At 61.4% G+C, this 17,573-nt stretch carries 18 protein-coding genes; 8 read left to right on the forward strand and 10 right to left on the reverse strand.

Features of this window, described 5'->3' with window-relative positions; all coding sequences use genetic code 11:
• Together AC1DNW_RS29955 and AC1DNW_RS29960 are read left to right on the forward strand one after the other, a co-directional pair.
• Positions 1-920, forward strand: a 920-nt coding sequence (locus AC1DNW_RS29955; RefSeq protein ID WP_477855275.1) for a porin, incomplete at its 5' end; no start/stop codon positions are given.
• Positions 921-1,361: 441 nt separating this feature from the next.
• Entirely contained in the window at positions 1,362-2,294 is a 933-nt protein-coding gene (locus AC1DNW_RS29960; protein WP_113301419.1) for a LysR substrate-binding domain-containing protein, read from the forward strand.
• Here the strand turns inward: AC1DNW_RS29960 and AC1DNW_RS29965 are convergent.
• Positions 2,263-2,976: a DNA alkylation repair protein gene (locus tag AC1DNW_RS29965; RefSeq protein WP_477855276.1), complete on the reverse strand. Its 714-nt coding sequence runs from the start codon at positions 2,974-2,976 to the stop codon at positions 2,263-2,265. The two genes, AC1DNW_RS29960 and AC1DNW_RS29965, sit on opposite strands and share 32 nt — an antisense overlap.
• A 13-nt stretch (positions 2,977-2,989) precedes the next feature.
• A complete protein-coding gene (locus AC1DNW_RS29970; protein ID WP_477855277.1) occupies positions 2,990-3,859 on the reverse strand; it encodes an NAD(P)-dependent oxidoreductase in 870 nt (289 codons plus the stop codon).
• 264 nt (positions 3,860-4,123) lie between these two features.
• On the opposite strand from AC1DNW_RS29970, the gene AC1DNW_RS29975 reads away from it, so the two are divergent.
• The 5 genes from AC1DNW_RS29975 (at position 4,124) to maiA (ending at position 8,997) form a co-directional block, all read left to right on the forward strand.
• Entirely contained in the window at positions 4,124-5,089 is a 966-nt protein-coding gene (locus AC1DNW_RS29975; RefSeq protein WP_113301422.1) for an aliphatic sulfonate ABC transporter substrate-binding protein, read from the forward strand.
• A 207-nt stretch (positions 5,090-5,296) separates the two neighbouring features.
• Positions 5,297-6,472: an FMNH2-dependent alkanesulfonate monooxygenase gene (gene ssuD / locus AC1DNW_RS29980; protein ID WP_477855278.1), complete on the forward strand. Its 1,176-nt coding sequence runs from the start codon at positions 5,297-5,299 to the stop codon at positions 6,470-6,472.
• A gap of 40 nt (positions 6,473-6,512) precedes the next feature.
• A complete protein-coding gene (ssuC, locus tag AC1DNW_RS29985; protein ID WP_477835252.1) occupies positions 6,513-7,364 on the forward strand; it encodes an aliphatic sulfonate ABC transporter permease SsuC in 852 nt (283 codons plus the stop codon).
• Between the two features lie 10 nt (positions 7,365-7,374).
• Entirely contained in the window at positions 7,375-8,196 is an 822-nt protein-coding gene (locus AC1DNW_RS29990; protein ID WP_477855279.1) for an ABC transporter ATP-binding protein, read from the forward strand.
• A 150-nt stretch (positions 8,197-8,346) separates the two neighbouring features.
• A complete protein-coding gene (gene maiA, locus AC1DNW_RS29995) occupies positions 8,347-8,997 on the forward strand; it encodes a maleylacetoacetate isomerase (protein WP_113507683.1) in 651 nt (216 codons plus the stop codon).
• 15 nt (positions 8,998-9,012) lie between these two features.
• Here maiA and AC1DNW_RS30000 read toward each other — a convergent pair whose 3' ends face one another.
• The 6 genes from AC1DNW_RS30000 to AC1DNW_RS30025 form a co-directional block, all read right to left on the reverse strand.
• Positions 9,013-9,696 (reverse strand): glutathione S-transferase family protein, encoded by a 684-nt coding sequence (locus AC1DNW_RS30000; protein WP_113308393.1) that lies wholly within the window; start codon positions 9,694-9,696, stop codon positions 9,013-9,015.
• Positions 9,697-9,766: 70 nt separating this feature from the next.
• On the reverse strand, positions 9,767-10,588 hold the full coding sequence (locus AC1DNW_RS30005; protein ID WP_113308411.1) for a class I SAM-dependent DNA methyltransferase: 822 nt from the start codon (positions 10,586-10,588) through the stop codon (positions 9,767-9,769).
• Between the two features lie 43 nt (positions 10,589-10,631).
• Positions 10,632-10,898: an usg protein gene (locus tag AC1DNW_RS30010; protein WP_113301428.1), complete on the reverse strand. Its 267-nt coding sequence runs from the start codon at positions 10,896-10,898 to the stop codon at positions 10,632-10,634.
• A 162-nt stretch (positions 10,899-11,060) separates the two neighbouring features.
• Positions 11,061-11,891: an ABC transporter permease gene (locus AC1DNW_RS30015; protein ID WP_477855280.1), complete on the reverse strand. Its 831-nt coding sequence runs from the start codon at positions 11,889-11,891 to the stop codon at positions 11,061-11,063.
• Positions 11,888-12,694 (reverse strand): ABC transporter permease, encoded by an 807-nt coding sequence (locus AC1DNW_RS30020; RefSeq protein WP_113301430.1) that lies wholly within the window; start codon positions 12,692-12,694, stop codon positions 11,888-11,890. The genes AC1DNW_RS30015 and AC1DNW_RS30020 overlap by 4 nt, the downstream gene beginning before the upstream one ends.
• A 113-nt stretch (positions 12,695-12,807) precedes the next feature.
• Positions 12,808-13,581, reverse strand: a complete 774-nt coding sequence (locus AC1DNW_RS30025) for a transporter substrate-binding domain-containing protein (protein WP_113301431.1) — start codon at positions 13,579-13,581, stop codon at positions 12,808-12,810.
• A gap of 326 nt (positions 13,582-13,907) precedes the next feature.
• Between AC1DNW_RS30025 and AC1DNW_RS30030 the strand changes: the two genes are divergently transcribed.
• On the forward strand, positions 13,908-16,142 hold the full coding sequence (locus AC1DNW_RS30030) for an OmpA family protein (protein WP_477855281.1): 2,235 nt from the start codon (positions 13,908-13,910) through the stop codon (positions 16,140-16,142).
• A gap of 252 nt (positions 16,143-16,394) precedes the next feature.
• Here the strand turns inward: AC1DNW_RS30030 and mobB are convergent, their stop codons facing one another.
• Entirely contained in the window at positions 16,395-16,928 is a 534-nt protein-coding gene (gene mobB, locus AC1DNW_RS30035) for a molybdopterin-guanine dinucleotide biosynthesis protein B (RefSeq protein WP_477855282.1), read from the reverse strand.
• A 14-nt stretch (positions 16,929-16,942) separates the two neighbouring features.
• Complete coding sequence (gene mobA, locus AC1DNW_RS30040) at positions 16,943-17,572, reverse strand: molybdenum cofactor guanylyltransferase MobA (protein WP_477855283.1); 630 nt, start codon at positions 17,570-17,572, stop codon at positions 16,943-16,945.
• Between the last annotated feature and the right edge of the window lies 1 nt (position 17,573).

Below are 17,573 nucleotides of genomic sequence, written 5' to 3' on the forward strand. Positions count from 1 at the left end.
CTTACGGCACCGGCTACTTCTACATCCCGGGCACGGAAACCTGCCTGAAGATCGAAGGCTACATCCGTTTCCAGGTTAACGTTGGCCCGAACGCCGGCGGCACCTCCGCCACCAACGACTCTAGCTGGGATGCTGTAACCCGTGGTCAGGTTCAGTTCACGGCCAAGAGCGACACCGAGTACGGTCCGCTCACCGGCGTAATCGTTCTCCAGGCCAATGCCGACAACGCTTCCAACCAGGAAACGATTCTCGACTCCGCTTACCTCGACGTCGCTGGCTTCCGCGCCGGTCTCTTCTACTCCTGGTGGGACGATGGTCTCTCCGGCGAAACGGACGATATCGGTTCTGTCGTAACGCTGCATAACTCGCTCCGTTATCAGTACGAAACCGGTTCCTTCTACGCTGGCCTCAGCGTCGACGAACTGGAAGACGGCGTCTTCAAGACCGGCGAAGCTCCGAACAATGTCGGCGTTGCCTTCGGCATCGGCGGCACGGCTGGCGCCTTCAGCTACCAGGTTACCGGCGGCTGGGACTTCGACAACGAAGACGGCGCTATCCGCGCTATGGGTACGGCTGAACTCGGCCCGGGCACGCTCGGCCTCGCTGCTGTCTACTCCAGCGGCCCGAACTCCTACTACTCGCAGGCTGAATGGGCAGTTGCTGCCGAATACGCCATCAAGGCAACGGACAAGCTGAAGATCACCCCTGGTGTTCAGTACTACGGCAACTACTACGGTACCCCGGTCACGACCGGTGTTGCTGACGACTTCGAAGGTCTCGGCGATGCTTGGAAGGTCGGTCTGACGGTTGACTACCAGATCGTTGACAACTTCTACGCCAAGGCTTCCGTCCAGTACCTGGATCCGGAAGATGGCGACGACGTCACGACCGGCTACTTCCGTCTGCAGCGCTCGTTCTAATCTGAACGACGGAACCCCCGGCTTCGTGCCGGGGGTCTTCCAACCCATGAGTTTCTGATCAGAATGACCTCCGATCAGTAACGAGGGACTGGTCCGGTTTTCCCTGCTGGGCCAGTCCTTTGCAGCTGAAAAACGGATATAGGACTTGGAGCGCCGCCACGCTCGCCGGTTTCATCTTTCAGCGGCCTTTTCTCGGAATTTTCCCTGGTCGCACGCACACTTAAAATATGAATCTACCTGTTGTCTTTGATTAGTCGCGCCACATCATATTGCGCGATATGCATCCTGTCGTTGAATGATCTTTTCCGGAAAACTGCGCGTTTGGATAGGTTTTATCCTGGCGGATTCGATGCCATTAATTTGACTGTAACGTGACAGGTGAGGCGTTATAAGCATTTTCAGAGGCTGGCATTCATTAGTGCTGTCGGGTAGGTTTCGATAATGGACGATCTTAACGACTACTTTTATTACGCCGCCGTCGTCTCCAGCGGTGGGTTTGCTTCCGCAAGTAGAACTCTCAAAATACCCCGTTCAAAACTCAGCAGGCGCGTCAGCCGGCTGGAGGATTGCCTGGGCGCAAGACTGATCGAACGCTCCACACGTCACTTCCGGGTGACAGAGATCGGCCAGGCCTTCTACGAACAGTGCCAGACGATTCTCCGAGAAGCCGATCGTGCCAAATCGATCGTCACGGAAGCTCAGTCCGATCCGCAGGGGATCGTCCGCATGGGGTGCCCGCTTGGCCTCGTCGATATTTCGCTCGGCGCAGTTCTGCCCGAGTTTCTGGAGCGTTACCCCAAGATCAAACTGCAGATCATCGGCTCCGACCGGCGCACCGACCTCATCAATGAGCGCATCGATGTCGAAGTGCGGGCGGCCAGTGAGCCGGAAACGCAGACGAGCCTGACGATGCGCAAGCTCGACCGGGCGCGCCGCATCCTCGTCGCCAGTCCCTCGCTTGTCGAGCGCATGGGCGAACTCGGCTGTGTGGATGAACTCGGCAATGCACCGACGCTTGCCATGTCCACCTGGATGTCTTTCCACACCTGGGAATTGGTCGGACCCGATGGTGAAAAGAAGGTCGTGCGGCATCAGCCGCGGCTTACCTGCCGCAGCATGACGGCGATCCTCGACGCCGCACGCGCCGGTGTAGGCTACGGGCTGATCCTCGAACATGCCTGCGCGTCTGACATACAGACCGGCCGCCTGGTTCGCGTGCTGCCGGACTGGCAGACGGTGGAGAGCCAGTTCTATCTCGTCTTCACGACGACCAAGGGCATGCCGCCGGCGGTGCGCGTGCTGATCGATTTCCTCGTCGAGAAATCCAAGCAGCATCAGATCGTCACGACGAATGCGGCGATTGCGGCGCAGTAGGGTTCAGCCGCGACAGCAGCTTTTCGCCGGTCAATTCCCTGACCGCATCCTTGCCGATCCAGTGGGCGGTCTTGTCCGTGCTTGCGGCAAGGCGCTCGGCAAGGGCGAGGGCAGGCCTATGACAGATGCTGCTGCGTTTGCCGATATTGCGGAGCGCCCAGTTGACGGCCTTGCGGACGAAGTTTCTGTTGTCGGTCGCGTGGGCCTCGATCAGCGGCAGGAAGGCAATCAGGCTTTCGTCCGGATCCTTCTTCCTGTGCACGGCAGCGCCGGCGATCATGGCGAAAGCGGCTCGCCTGACGAATTCGCGCTCGTCGGCAGCAAAGTCCGGGATCAGCGCGTCGAGCTTCGCCTCGACGAACAGATCGGCGGCGCAATCGACAATTTCCCAGGAGTTGAAATCAGCGGCGAGGGTGCGGGCCTCCGTGGCCGTCAGTCTCTTCGGCTCGAAGGTATAGAGCGCCAGCAAGCGCGCTTCGCGGATATCGCTTGCCCACAGCTGTAGCGCCCTGACATGATCCTTCTTCGCCAGCCGGGCAATCTTCTGCAGGTCGGGATTGGAGATGCCGATGGCGGTTTCCGTGACGATGCCGAAACGCGCCATGCCGGCGATATTCTCTTCAGAGCGCAGCGTCTGCAGATGCTCGATCAGGTCTACTGCGCTCGAAGAAGGGCAGATCATCAGGAACGCCAGATCATTTTTCGAGGCGGGCGAGCAGCGAGGACGTATCCCACCTGTTACCGCCGAGCGCCTGTACATCGCCGTAGAACTGGTCGACGAGTGCCGTCAGCGGCAGCCTGGCGCCATTGCTGCGGGCCTCGGTCAAGATGATGCCGAGGTCCTTGCGCATCCAGTCGACGGCGAAGCCGAAATCATATTTGCCCTGGTTCATGGTCTTGTGACGGTTTTCCATCTGCCAGGAGCCGGCCGCACCCTTGGAGATGACGTCGACCACTTTTTCGATGTCGAGGCCGGCGCGCTTGCCGAAATGCACGGCTTCGGCAAGGCCCTGCACGATGCCGGCGATGCAGATCTGGTTCATCATCTTGGTCAGTTGGCCAGAACCTGCCGGACCCATTAGGCCGACCATGCGGGCATAGGCGTCGATGACGGGCCGCGCCATTTCGAAGACGGCTTCATCGCCGCCGCACATGACGGTCAGTACGCCGTTTTCCGCACCCGCCTGGCCGCCGGAAACCGGCGCATCGATGAAGTCGACGCCCTTTGCCTTGGCAGCTTCGTAGAGTTCGCGGGCGACTTCGGCGCTCGCCGTCGTGTTGTCGATCAGCACGGAGCCGCGCTTCATAGACTTGAGCACGCCGTTTTCGCCTGATGTTACCGAGCGCAGATCCTCGTCATTACCGACGCAGACGAAGACGAAATCGCAGTCTGCGGCAGCTTCGGCAGGCGTCGAGGCGGACTTGCCGGAGAATTTTTCCACCCAGGCGGCGGCTTTTTCCGCAGTGCGGTTATAGACGGTGACGTCGTGGCCGCCCTTTGTCTTCAGATGCCCCGCCATCGGGAAACCCATGACGCCGAGACCGATGAAAGCGACTTTCGCCATATGCTGTCCTCCGTAACTGCTTGCAGACTGGTTTCGAGGATTAGCGGAAACGGCTGATGACGGAAAGCCGCAAGGAGGGGCGAGGCGGCTTCTCTTGGAACAAAATTTCTCCAAGCCGAAAGAAATGGGGTCAGGAAAGTTTCAGCGATCGCGAATATGGTAATTTTAATTGTCGATCTAACTTATAGACTAAATCATCATCATCCCATCGAAACGAAGAGGTCGACGCATCAGCAGCGCCGGCCAACTAAAATGGGGATAGAGATGATTACACGTCGACAGACGCTCGGGCTTTTCGGGGCCGCTGCCGCGACCGTCATTCTACCAGCAGTTCGGCCGGCCCGCGCCGCCGCCACCGAATTCCGCATCGGCTGGCAGAAGAACGGCGTACTGGCACTCGCCAAGCGTCGTGGCGCCTTGGAAAAACGGCTTGCCGATCAGGGGATTACGGTGAGCTGGTCGGAATTCACGTCCGGCCCGCCACTGCTCGAAGCGCTCGGCGCCGGCGCTCTCGATTTCGGTGCGACGGGCGACGTGCCGCCGCTCTTCGCGCAGGCAGCAGGCGGTGCGCTCTATTATGTCGGCGTTTACAGGGGCAGCCCKGCGGGCTCGGCCATCCTGGTGCGCAAGGATTCGCCGATCAAGACACTGGAGGATCTGAAGGGCAAGAAGGTTGCCTTCAAGCGCGGCTCCAGCGCCCATAACGTAACGGTAAAGGTCTTACGCAAGGCGGGGCTGAAGCCCGACGATGTCGAGCAGCTCGATCTTGCGCCGCCGGATGCGGCCGCTGCCTTCAAGAACGGCAGCATCGATGCCTGGTCGATCTGGGATCCCTATCTCGCCATCGCCGAAGCCGATCCGGATACACGCATCCTGACGACGGCCGAAGGCATCGTCGATTCCTACAGCTACTTCCTCGCCAACAAGGATTTCACCGACGAGAACGGCACCGTCATCGTCAATGTGCTGGACGAGCTCGCCAAGGTCGGCCGTTCGGCGCAGGACAATCTCGATGCGACGATCAAGGAGCTCTCGGAAATAACAGGCGTTCCCACCGAAGTGACGAGTGTGACGCTGCAGCGCCCCGGCGCCGATCTCGGCAGCGTGACGACGGTGACGGACGCGGCAGCCGCCTATCAGCAGGCGCTTGCCGACGAGTTCTACAATCTCGGCATCGTGCCGAAAAAGCTGACGACCGGCGATATCGTCTGGCGTCCGAAGGCGAGCTGATAGCCGCCCAGGCTAGCTTACTCTCCTGCAGCTTGGGGCGGGGTCCTGCGGGCCGCGGCATGGGAGCATACCCATGCTGCGGAACGAGGCAAAATTATTCTCCAGACCGAGGCAGAATAGCAAATTGATATTGTCGATATAATTGGTCGCCTATGTCACGATATCCCCAATGGCTGATTTCAGATATCCATAGCAAGGAATGCGCTCATGACCGCTTCATCCGACCCGATCAATTTCCTCTGGTTCATCCCGACATCCGGTGACGGCACCTATCTCGGTTCCACCGATCTCAATCGCGCCCCGGAAATCGGCTATTTGACGCAGATYGCCCAGGCGGTGGACCGTCTCGGTTATTCCGGCGTGCTGCTGCCGACGGGTGTCGCGTGCGAGGAATCCTTCGTGATGGCCTCGGCGCTGGCTGCCAAGACCGAGAAGCTGCAGTTCCTGGTCGCCATCCGTCCGGGTACGGCATCGCCCGCCTATTATGCGCGCCTTGCCACCACGCTCGACCGCATCTCCAACGGCCGCCTGCTGCTCAACATCGTGGTCGGCGGCAGCCCGGCCGAGCTTGCCGGCGACGGCATCCATCTGCAGCATGACGAGCGTTATGCCCATGCCGAMGAGTTCTTCCATGTCTTCGAAGAGCTGCTCGAAAAGGGCGTGGCCAGCTATGACGGCAAATATATCAAGGCGACCGAAGCCCGCCTCGGCTTTCCCTCGGTGCAGACGCCGCGCCCGCCGCTCTATTTTGGCGGCTCTTCGGATGCCGGCATCGATTTCGCCGTCGGCCGCGTCGACAAGTATCTGACCTGGGGCGAGCCGCCGGCGCAGGTTGCCGAAAAGGTTCAGAAGGTGCGTGCCGCTGCCGCCGGCAAGGGCCGTGACGTTTCCTTCGGCATCCGCCTGCATTTCATCGTCCGCGAGACGGACGAGGAAGCATGGGAGGCAGCCGATCGCCTGATCCGCCATCTCGATGACGAGACGATCGCCGAGGCGCAGGAGCGCTTCGTCAAGGAGTCCGACTCCGTCGGCCAGAAGCGCATGGCAGCGCTCCATGGCGGGCGCCGCGACAAGCTCGAAGTGTCTCCGAACCTCTGGGCCGGTATCGGTCTGGTGCGCGCCGGTGCGGGTACTGCGCTCGTCGGCTCGCCGAAGACGGTTGCTGCGCGCCTCAGGGAATATCAGGAGGTCGGCATCGATACGGTCATCGGCTCCGGCTATCCGCATCTGGAAGAGGCCTATCGCGTAGCCGAACTGCTCTTCCCGGAACTCGGCATCGAGCGGGACGCACAGCGCCTGAGCTTCAACAATGAGTTCGGCCGCAAGAAGGTCTTTGCCGGCGGCAGCCATGGCGGCAACCTGAAGGTCGTTTCCGGCTCCTGATGCCGGAATTGCTCTGAACCAAAGCGCGAGGATATCATCCATGTCGACTTTCGATACGCCGTTTGCGCGAGTTGCCGCTGAAGCCGGCAAGCCCAAGGCAGGTGGGGGCAGGGCAGGTTTCCACCTGCCGCTGCCCGGCCGCGACAGGTTGTTGCCCTATCTGGTGCCGGTTGCGATCATCGCGCTCTGGCAGATCGGCTGTTCTCTCGGCTGGATTTCCTCGCGCATCATGCCATCGCCGGCCGATGTCGCCTCGGCCTTCTGGACGACGACGATGTCAGGGCAATTGCCTGAAGACGTGCTGGTGAGCAGCGCGCGCGCCTTTGCCGGTCTGCTGGTCGGCGGCTCCATCGGCTTCCTGCTCGGCATCGCCAACGGCGTATCAAAGCTTTCCGAACAGCTGACCGATACGACATTGCAGATGCTGCGCACCATTCCGCATCTGGCGATGATCCCGCTCGTCATCCTCTGGTTCGGAATTGGCGAGGAATCAAAACTGTTCCTCACCTCGCTCGGCGTGCTCTTCCCCGTCTATCTCAACACCTATCACGGCGTTCGCAATGTCGACCGCGACCTGATCGAGATGGGCAAGGTCTATGGCATGAGCGGCTGGACACTGTTTCGCAAGGTGATCTTTCCCGGTGCTCTTCCGTCGATCTTCGTCGGCCTGCGCTATGCGCTCGGCATCATGTGGCTGACGCTGATCGTGTCGGAATCGATCGCTGCTTCCGCGGGCATCGGCCATATGGCCAATAATGCCCGCGAATTCATGATGACCGATGTCGTGGTGCTGGCGCTCGTCATCTATGCGGTGCTCGGCAAGCTCGCCGATGTCGTCGCCCGTGCACTGGAGCGCCAGATGCTCAAGTGGAACCCGGCTTACGCCAAGTAGGAGACAGGTCATGACCGTCATCACGCATGAGCGTTTCCATCCTTCCGAACCGGTGGAATTTACCGAGAGCCCGACGGTAGCGGCAGGCGCAGGCGCCGCAGCGATCACGCTTTCCGGCCTCGAAAAGAGCTTTGATGCCAACCGGGTATTGCGTGGCATCAACCTGCATATTCCGGCCGGCCAGTTTGTCGCCGTCATCGGCAAGAGCGGCTGCGGCAAGAGCACGCTGCTGCGCATCCTGATGGGCCTCGACGAACCGACCGGTGGAGAGATCAGCTTCGAAGGTGCCGATGGCGCCGAGATCCAGCCGAATGCCCGTATCGTCTTCCAGGAGCCGCGGCTTCTGCCCTGGCTCAGTGTCGCCGACAATGTCGTGGTTGGGCTCGGAGAAGGCGTCGAGAAGAGGCGGGCGCGCGAGGAAGCAAAAGCCGTTCTCGATGAAGTGCAGCTTGCCGAAAAGGCCGGCGAATGGCCGGCGCGCCTTTCCGGCGGCCAGCGTCAGCGCGTGGCGCTGGCCCGCGCGCTCGTCAGCAAGCCTGGCATTCTGGCCCTCGATGAACCGCTCGGTGCGCTGGATGCTTTGACCCGCATCAGCATGCAGCAATTGCTGAACCGTGTGTGGCGCGAACTCGGCTGCACCACCGTGCTCGTTACCCATGATGTCAGCGAGGCCGTGCACCTTGCCGACCGGGTGATCGTATTGGAGGAGGGGCGCATCGCGCTCGATCTCGCCATTCCCTATCCGCACCCGCGCCGCCACGGCAATCCGGCGCTTGCGGAGCTCGAAGGGCGGCTCCTGTCGGCGATCCTCGGGAGCGATGGCGGGCACTAGGCTCGCCATTCGTCGCCTTCCGGAAGGCGGGCAAGTGACATTGCGTCGCTGCAATGGCACGAGGCGAGACGCGAGGGCGGATCATCCGCTAGATAAGGGCAGGTCCGCATCATCGCGAGACCTGGCATTCAATCAGAGCGGATCACTCCCATGACCATTCAACTCTACGGCTTCTGGCGCTCAAATGCGGCTTTTCGCGTCCGCGTCGCGCTTGCCCTGAAGAAACTGCCTTTCGAGGAAATCGAAATCGATATTCTCTCCGGGCGTCAGTTCGATGCTGCTTATGCCGAAGTGAACGCCGAGCATGTCGTGCCCACGCTGGTTCACGAAGGCCATCGCGTCTTTCAGTCGTTGGCGATCATGGAATATCTCGACGATATCCATCCGCAGCCCCGCCTGATGCCCGAGGATGCCAAGGAGAAAGCCTATGCTCGGTCGCTGGCGCTGGTTGCCGTCGCTGATGCCCACCCGCTGATCGTGCCGCGCGTGCGCAAACATCTCGGCCAGGCATTCGGCGCAGATGCATCCGCGATCGAGACATGGTGCCGGCATTGGACGACGGAGGGACTTGCGACCTACGAGCGCCTGCTCACCCGGCGCCCTCCGGCACCGTTTGCGCTCGGAGGGGCCCCCGGCATTGCCGATATCTGCATCGCCGGCCAGATCGTCTTGGCCGAGTTCAACAAGATCGACCTATCGGCCTTTCCCTCCCTGGCAGCTCTCGGGAGACGCTGTTTCGACCTTCCGGAATTTGCGCAGGCCCATCCGTCTCGGCAGGCCGGCTACTCGAACGCTCACTAGCAAGGCGGGCGCCCGCTATTCCTGCGGCCGGAACTCGTCCGGCAGATTTTCCTTGTAGGGGTAGAACTTGAAATAGGGCAGCGCCTCTTTCAATGCTCGGGCGAAGGAGGGGCGCTCCAGCAGGCGGCGGTAATAGGCTTCGAGGCCGGGACGTTTTTCGGTGAAGGGCACCAGCGTGCGGGCGTAGAAGAGGGCCGGGGCTGCGGCGCAATCGGCCATGGTGAAGGCGTCGCCGGTGATCCAGGCTTTTCCGTCGATCTGCTTTTCGACCATGTCATAGGCGAGGGACAGCATGCCGCGCGCTTCATTGACGCCATGCGGATCGGCCGCCCCTTCCGGGCGTATCCGGTCGATGACGATTTTCTGCATCGGCACCTGCACATAGAGATCGAAGAAGCGGTCCCAGAGGCGAACCTGCAGGCCGGCATTGGTCTCCTCGGGGACGAGGGATACCGGGCCGGGATAATGCCGGTCCAGATATTCGACGATGACGCTGGTTTCGGGAACCGTACTGTCGCGCGTCTCGTCGCGCAAAATGGGAATCTTGCCGACCGGCCAGAAGCGCAGCAGATCGGCGCTCGACTGTTCGTCGGCGAGATCGACGAAGCGATTTTCGAAGGGCGTTCCGTTTTCGTAGAGGGCGATCAGCACCTTGTGGCAGAAGGAGGCAAGCGGATGCTGGTAAAGAACGAGCGCCATGCGTTGACCTTTCCTGAGAAAATCAGGTCAGGACATTAGCAAGGCGCCCGTAAAATGCCACATGGCACGTTCAGCCCGTGTAACGCGCCGTCACCAGATGGCCGGGGCTCGGAAGGCCTTCCTGCATGCGCACGTTGATCACCATCATCTCGATGAGCTCGAAACCGGTCGCAGCCAGGCGCTCGCGAATATAGGTCTCGGTATGGATGAAACGCTGGTGCGGACCGACCATGTAGGAGCGGGTTTCAGCCGGCTCTTCGGGCAGGGTTTCGGAGGAGAAGATGAAGATGCCACCGGGATTCATATTCTCGGCTGCGCCGAAAAACAGCGGCTCCAGCGCGCCGAGATAGGGCAGCACGTCGGTGGCGGTGATCAGGTCGAAGGGGTCCTCGTCATTGTCGTCGAGGAAATCCTCGACCTCGGCGACGAAGAGCGTCTCATAGATTTCCTTCTCGTCGGCGATGACGACCATGTTTTCGGAGATATCGATGCCGATCATCTCCTCGCAGAGATCGTTCAGCGCGCTGCCGGTGAGGCCCGTGCCGCAGCCGAGATCGAGCATGCGCTTGAAGGGGCCGAGCTTCAGATCCTGCAGGCGCTGGCGCACGAGCATCGGCACATGATAGCCGAGCTGCTCTACAAGCACATCTTCGAAGACTTCGGCATGCTGATCGAAGAGAGTTTCCACATAAGCGTCCGGCGCTCGAACCGGCGTTTCGCCGCGGCCCATGGAAGCAATGCGGACGGCCGCGCCGCCGTGATCGTCGGGATCGATTGCCAGGACTTCCTGATAAGCCTCGACGGCCGCATCGATATCACCGGCTTTTTCAAGCTCGAGAGCGCGGTTATAGGCTTCCGCGAGAGCGTCTTCGTCGATCTTCTTTTTGTTCATGCGGGCGTTGTAGAGCCCACAGCTTACCATCGCAACTGCAATTTCAGTGCAGTATGAATTCGCCCTTAAGGGAGCGCCATTCCGTTGCTGAAATGAGCCTGCGGTGGATATAGCGCACCGAATGCAGCGGTCCGTCCAGTTTTTCCTGCCAGAACTTCAGGAAACCACGCATTTCCGGAAAGTCCGGGGCGAGGTCGTAGTCCTGCCAGACATAGGTCTGGAGAAAGGCTGGGTGATCCGGCATGTGATAGAGGATCTGTGCCGTTGTCAGCCCGTAACCCTTAAGCTGCTTTTCCATGTCCTTGTGCATGTTGTCTCGCTTCTTCTTGTTCCCACTCAGCGCTTATTAACGCAGTATGAAATGAGATCACGCCGTGGTTAACGGAAGCTTGACAGATACCGCATAGAAGAGCTATTTATTTTTGATTTCAATGACTTGGCAGCAGGAATGGGAGAGTGCTGCCAAGCCTCATCAACGCTTCAGGTGGCGCGTCAGACGGCGTTCGATCCAGTTCCAGAGGTGGCGCAAGGCTTCCACGATGGAGAGATAGAAGATCGCCGCCCAGAGATAGGTCTGGTAGTCGAAGGTGCGCGAGAAGGCGTAGCGCGTCTCGCCCATCAGGTCGAGCACGGTGATGATGGCGACGACGGCCGAACCCTTGATGAGCAGGATGATCTCATTGCCATAAGGGCGCAGCGCCACAATGAAAGCCTGCGGCAGGACGATCTTGCGGAAGGCGATGGCCTTGTGGATGCCGAGGGCAGCCGCCGCCTCATGCTGGCCGTGGGGCACGCTTTCGATGGCGCCGCGCAGGATTTCCGCCTGATAGGCCGCGGTATTGATGGTCATGGCGAAGACGCCGCAAAACCAGGCATCGCGGAAGAACCACCACAGACCGACCGATTCCAGCTGTGGCCGGAACGCGCCGAGGCCGTAATAGACCAGGAAGAGCTGGGCCAGCAGCGGCGTGCCACGGAAGAAATAGATGTAGCCGTAGGCGAGCCAGTTCAGCACGCGGTTTTTCGACATGCGCGCCATGGCGAGCGGCAGCGACAGGACTGCGCCGCAGACGACGGAAAGGMCCACGATGCTGAGCGTCATCCACAGGCCGTGCAGATAGCGAGGCCCATAGCGGGTAAACTTCTCCGGATCCCAGCCATTGATGACGGCGTAGACCAGGAGTGCGGCAAGCAGTGCCCAGAATGCCACCAATATATTGCCGGCGAGGCGTGAGGCCGTGACCGGCTTTGCCACCGCGCGGGGTGCCGGCTGCGGGGGAATCAATGTTTCAGCGTAGCTCATCGACGAACCTCCGAGCGCTTGGCCCAGCGGTCGACATAGACGAGCAGGAAAGACGAAAGGATGGCGAGCGCCAGATAGAGACAGCAGGCAATACCGTAGAAGAAGAAGGGCTCCTTGGTCACGCGCACTGCGACGCTCGTCTGGCGCAGGATATCCGCAAGGCTGATAATCGACACATAGGACGTATCCTTCAGCAGCACCATCCAGAGGTTCGTGAGGCCCGGCAGGGCAATGCGCACGAGTTGGGGCAGAACGATGAGGCGCAGCGTACGACCACGGTGCAGGCCAAGCGCGTCTCCCGCTTCATACTGCCCTTTGGGAATGGCGCGGAAGGCCGAGAGCAGCACTTCCGAGCAATAGGCGGAAAAGACGACCGACAGTGCGATTACGCCGGCAAGGAAGGCATTGATTTCGACCGGCGGACCACTATAGCCGGCGAGATCCAGCAGATACTGGATGAGGATCTGCATGCCGTAATAGATGATGAAGAGCGTCAGAAGCTCCGGCAGACCGCGGAAGATCGTGGTGTAGACGCCGGCCGCAAGCCGCAGCGACTTTTCTTCCGATTGCTGGCCGAGGGCGACCAGAAAACCGATGACGAGGCCGATCGGCAGGGTGACGACCGCCACCGAAACGGTGACCTGCAGGCCGAGTGCGATCTCATCGCCCCAGCCGGTATCGCCACAGGCAAGAATCGTCGACTGACCTAACCAGGTGAAGATGCCGACGGGCCCGCACAGTGGATCGACGATGTGCACAATCAGGCTCCAGAAGGAGCCAAGCGCGGAAAATAATCCGCCCATGCCAGAATTCCCCTCACGGCTTTTGCCGTTTTGATATTGCCACCTTTGTCAAACAAAAATGGCGGAAGAGCAAGCCTTCCGCCATTATCTTCATCGGCCAGATAGCGAATTTATCATTCGCCGTAAACGTCGAAATCGAAGTACTTTTCCTGGATCTTCTTGTACTCGCCGCTGGCGCGGATCGCGGCAATCGCGGTGTTCAGCTTTTCCTTCAGCGGGTCACCCTTGCGGATGGCGATACCGGCGCCGTTGCCGTTGATTTCCTTGTCGACCGGCAGGGTCGTCAGGATCTTGCAGCAGGAGCCCGCGTCGGACTTGACCCATTCGGAGAGAACGACGACGTCRTCGATGACGGCATCGACGCGGCCGCTGGAAACGTCGAGCTTATATTCGTCAGCCGTCGGGTAGAGCTTCAGCTCGGTGTCGGCGAGATGCTTCTCGGCGTAGTTGGCATGGGTCGTGGAGGTCTGCGCGCCGATCACCTTGCCCTTGAGGCCGGCAACATCAGTGATCGTGGAGTCCTTCGGCACGGCGATTGCCGGCGGGGTGTTGTAATACTTGTTGGAGAAGTCGACGAGCTTGAGGCGCTCGGGCGTGATCGACATGGAAGAGACGATCATGTCGAACTTCTTGGCGTTCAGAGCCGGGATGATGCCGTCCCAGTCCGTGGACACGAAGGAGCAGTCGGCCTTCATTTCAGCGCAGAGCGCCTTGGTGATATCGATATCGAAGCCTTGAATGGTGCCACTGGCGTCGACGAATTCGAAGGGCGGATAAGTCGAGTCCGTGCCGATCACATATTTTTCGCCGTCGGCAAGAGCCGCGCCGGCAAAAAGAGACATTGCCGCCATCGAGGCAGCAGCAAGGAGCTTGGTGGAAATGCGCATGAGGATCCTCTCTGTTGGTGGCTCCGGGTCTTTTTGTTTTTCGCCGGAGACCGCACACTTCGACGGTGCCACCACCGTCTTGCGGCGATAATCAAACCTTTTTTCGCAAAAATGCAACAGGAATCCCCGAGCAGTTGTGCGCTGCAATCTGCGGCCGTTATGAACGCCGCCCGACTGCAATGTTCAGCTAGGGTTAATCCTCCCCTACCTAGCTTCCGGAACAAATCGACATTTTGGCGCTTTCGGATTCGGCCGATGCTTAAAATGCCTTGATTGCGGGGCAGTGAGCCCCGGTCGAAGTCAAAACAAGGACGAGGAAACCCCTGATGGGCATGAAATCCAGACTGTTTGCCAGTGCGGCCTTTCCGCTGCTTTCCCTTGCCTTTGCGGTGCCGTCGGTGGGCGCTTACGCCGCAGTGAGCAGCGTGCCGCAGGGCGCAGTTCGCCCCGTTGTCGAAGGAAGCTACGAGGTGGCGCAGGATGCGCCTTCGGAAGAGGAACTTCTGAAAAAGAAGAAGCAGGAACTGGAGCAGCAACAGCAGCAGGAGGCGCCTGCCGAAAAGCCGCAGCAGAGCGAAGCACCCGCCGAGAGCGCTCCGGAGCAGAAGCCGAAGCGTCAACGCGAGCCCGAACCGCAGGCGGCACCAGAGGCCCAGGCGCCGGCCGCTGAAGAACCCGCCCGTCCGCGCCAGCGCCAGCGCGAAGCCCAGCCGGAACAGGCAGCCCCCGATCAACAGGCGCCCGCCACCGAGGAACCGCAGCGTCCGCGCCGCCAGAAGCAGGCACAGCCGGAACAGCCGGCCGAACAACCTCAAGCAGAGCAGCCCCAGGCCGAACAGCCAGCACGTCAGCGGCCGCGCGACCGCAACAAGCGGAACAGCGAACAGGCCGCACCGGAGGCCCAACAGCCGGCCGAACAGGCTCCGGCCGCCGGCGAGGCTACCCAGCCCGCCGAAAAGCCGCGCCAGCGCCCGCAGCGCCAGAAGCCTGAAACCACCGAACAACCGGCAGAGCAGACCACGCAACAGCCTGCCGAGCCGCAGCAGGGCGGCAAGCGTCCGGCCGCCGGCGGCAAGAAGCCCGCGGCCACCGAGCAGCAGGCGGCACCAGCAGGCGAAGCGCCTATGCCGGCCGAGAAGCCCGCAGCGGCTGAACAGCCCGCAGGCGAGAAGCCTGCCGCCGAAAAACCTGTTCCGGCGGAGAAGCCGGCGACCGCTGAAAAGCCTGCCGCCGGCGCAGCGCCCGCCGATGGTCAACAGGCCGAGCAACCTGCCGCAGGCCAGCAGCCCGAACAGCCCGCGGTCAACGCACCCCAGCCGGGCGAACCGCCGGCAGCAGCCGCGCCGCAGCCGGCCGAACAGGCGATCCCTGCACCCGAAAAGGTCACGCCGCAGGAGCTGGACCGCCGCAAGGAGATCGCTAAGGATCCTGCCAAGAGCAACGAGACCATCGTCCTGCCGGTCGAAAATGGTGCCGCCGTTCTCGACAGCGACAAGGATGCCGATCGCAGCCAGGGCAGGCAGGGCCGTCGCGATCGCGATCGCCAGCGCGCCGACAGCCGGGATTTCAAGCTGCCAACCTCGGATGCCGAGGCGCAGTCACTCAGCGCCACCCAACAGCGTGCGCCGGTGCAGATCGAGGCCATCACGCGTGAAGAAGGCCGGCGCATCGACCGCCGTCCTCAGTTCGCCCAGCCGGATGGCGCGCGTTATGGCGAGCGCGCGGACGACAGCCGCGTCATCATCCAGTTCGGCAACCGCACCGTGGTACGCAGCGATGACGACCGCCGCTTCCTGCGCGACGGCGAACGGCCAAGCTATGAAGAGCTTTCGGGCGATCGTTACCGCGAAACGATCATGCGGCCCGAGGGCTATCGCATCGTGACGCTCCGCAACCGCTATGGCGACATCATCCAGCGCTCGCGCGTCGATGCCCGCGGCCGGGAAGAGGTGCTCTATTATTCACCTGAGCTCTACGAGGATCCGGATCGCGACTATTTCGAGGATCCGGGTGCCGACCTGCCGCCGATGCGCCTGCGCGTGCCGCTGAACGACTATATCATCGACACCAGCACCGATCCGGACCGTGACTATTACGAGTTCCTGAGCGAACCGCCCGTCGAGCCGGTCGAACGCGTCTATTCGCTGAACGAGGTGAAATATTCCGCCCGTATCCGCGACAAGGTGCGCCGCATCGACCTGGACACGGTGACCTTTGCGACGGGCAGTGCGGAAATCCCGATGACCCAGGCCCGCACGCTGCGCAAGGTGGCCGACGCGATCAACGAAGTGCTCGACAAGAACAAGAGCGAGACCTTCCTGATCGAAGGCCACACGGATGCGGTGGGTTCTGACCAGAGCAACCTGATCCTCTCCGACCAACGCGCTGAATCGGTCGCCAACGTGCTGACGGACGTCTACGGCATTCCGCCGGAAAACCTTGCGACGCAGGGCTATGGCGAGCGCTATCTGAAGGTGAATACGGTCGGACCGAACCAGGAGAACCGACGCGTGACCATCAGGCGTGTCACACCTCTGGTGCGGCCGGTGGCGCAGAGGTAATTGGTTACCGGTGTGATTGAGGAGGGCGGGGTCGCGAGACCTCGCCCTTTTGTTTTGTGGATTCGACGGCGCGGCGCGTCTTCCGCTTCTCCTCAGCGGGGAGAATGTGGCCCGAAGGGTCGGATAAGGGGCCGCACAGTAGAACATGTGCCGTCTTCGCTWCCGCTCAGACGTTCGCTCCTGGCGTCGCTCACCGCCTCATCTGTCCTATCGGACATCAGCCGGGGTCGAGCCGCGGGTCTTGACCCGTCCTCAGGACCCCCGCTGGGGCGAAGGGGGAGCAAGCCCAACCGTCTGTGCAACAAAATCCGCGATCGCGGCTGTATCATCCAAATCAAACACCGCGAGCCCTGCAGCATCCTCCACCTCATGATCCGCCGCAATCGCCACGATATGCGGATCCTCCGGCGCCAGAGGATCGCGTCTCGCCGCCGCCAGCCGCCGTGCCTCGATCTTCGGGATCGGCTCGCGCTTGTAGCCCTCGATCAGCACGAGATCGCAGGGCGCCAGCCGCGCCAATATCTCCTCGAATGTCGGCTCTGCCGCACCGCGCAACTCGTGCATGATCGCGTAGCGGGTGCCCGAGACGATCGTCACCTCATGCGCGCCGGCCTGGCGGTGGCGGTAGCTGTCGGCGCCGACCTTGTCGATGTCGAAATCGTGGTGGGCGTGCTTGATGGTGGAGATGCGATAGCCACGGCGGGTGAATTCCTCGACGAGGCGAACCGCAAGGCCTGTCTTGCCGGAATTCTTCCAGCCGGCGATGCCGAAGATCTTCTGTGTCATCCCCGCATCTTTTGTCATGCGCGAAGTGCCTCCAGCCAGCGTTCGGCCTCCATTAAATCATCAGGCGTGTTGATGTTAAAGAAGGGGTCGAGGACGCTGGCGCGGGTCGGATGCAGCGGGAAGGGCACTTCCGTAACGTCATGACGCAGGAGGAAGTCTCGCACGCGGCGCTTGTCGTCGGTCTTCACCCATGTTGCGAGATCGGCCGCCAATGCGGTTGGCCACAGGCCGAAGACCGGATGGCTGCGGCCTTGCGAGGCGGCAATGGCGATACGATCCGGGTGGTCGAGCGCGGTCACTAGCCGGCTAACGAGATCAGTGGGAAAGAAGGGGCAGTCGACCGAGACGGTGACGACATGGGTGGCGGGCAGGCCCGCGCCATAGACCATCGCCGCATGGATGCCTGCCATCGGACCCGCCTTGCCGGGAATGCGGTCGGAAACGACCGGCAGGTCGTGGCCGCCGACTTTATCGGCATTGATGGCGATCTGCGTGATCTGTGGTGAAAGGCGGGACAGCACGTGGTCGAGCAGGCTGCGGCCGCCCAGTGTGACGCCCGCCTTGTCGCGGCCCATGCGCGACGAGCGCCCGCCGGCCAGGACGACGCCCGGAATGGTCGATTGGTCGAGCACGAAGTCAGTCATG

Source organism: Rhizobium sp. 05L429 (assembly GCF_056397645.1).

Coding starts and splice junctions, on each gene's coding strand:
- AC1DNW_RS29960 (WP_113301419.1), top strand. CDS start 1,362: ATGGACGATCTTAACGACTACTTTTATTACGCCGCCGTCGTCTCCAGC.
- AC1DNW_RS29965 (WP_477855276.1), bottom strand. CDS start 2,976: ATGATCTGCCCTTCTTCGAGCGCAGTAGACCTGATCGAGCATCTGCAG.
- AC1DNW_RS29970 (WP_477855277.1), bottom strand. CDS start 3,859: ATGGCGAAAGTCGCTTTCATCGGTCTCGGCGTCATGGGTTTCCCGATG.
- ssuC (WP_477835252.1), top strand. CDS start 6,513: ATGTCGACTTTCGATACGCCGTTTGCGCGAGTTGCCGCTGAAGCCGGC.
- AC1DNW_RS29990 (WP_477855279.1), top strand. CDS start 7,375: ATGACCGTCATCACGCATGAGCGTTTCCATCCTTCCGAACCGGTGGAA.
- maiA (WP_113507683.1), top strand. CDS start 8,347: ATGACCATTCAACTCTACGGCTTCTGGCGCTCAAATGCGGCTTTTCGC.
- AC1DNW_RS30000 (WP_113308393.1), bottom strand. CDS start 9,696: ATGGCGCTCGTTCTTTACCAGCATCCGCTTGCCTCCTTCTGCCACAAG.
- AC1DNW_RS30005 (WP_113308411.1), bottom strand. CDS start 10,588: ATGAACAAAAAGAAGATCGACGAAGACGCTCTCGCGGAAGCCTATAAC.
- AC1DNW_RS30010 (WP_113301428.1), bottom strand. CDS start 10,898: ATGCACAAGGACATGGAAAAGCAGCTTAAGGGTTACGGGCTGACAACG.
- AC1DNW_RS30020 (WP_113301430.1), bottom strand. CDS start 12,694: ATGGGCGGATTATTTTCCGCGCTTGGCTCCTTCTGGAGCCTGATTGTG.
- AC1DNW_RS30030 (WP_477855281.1), top strand. CDS start 13,908: ATGGGCATGAAATCCAGACTGTTTGCCAGTGCGGCCTTTCCGCTGCTT.
- mobB (WP_477855282.1), bottom strand. CDS start 16,928: ATGACACAGAAGATCTTCGGCATCGCCGGCTGGAAGAATTCCGGCAAG.
- mobA (WP_477855283.1), bottom strand. CDS start 17,572: ATGACTGACTTCGTGCTCGACCAATCGACCATTCCGGGCGTCGTCCTG.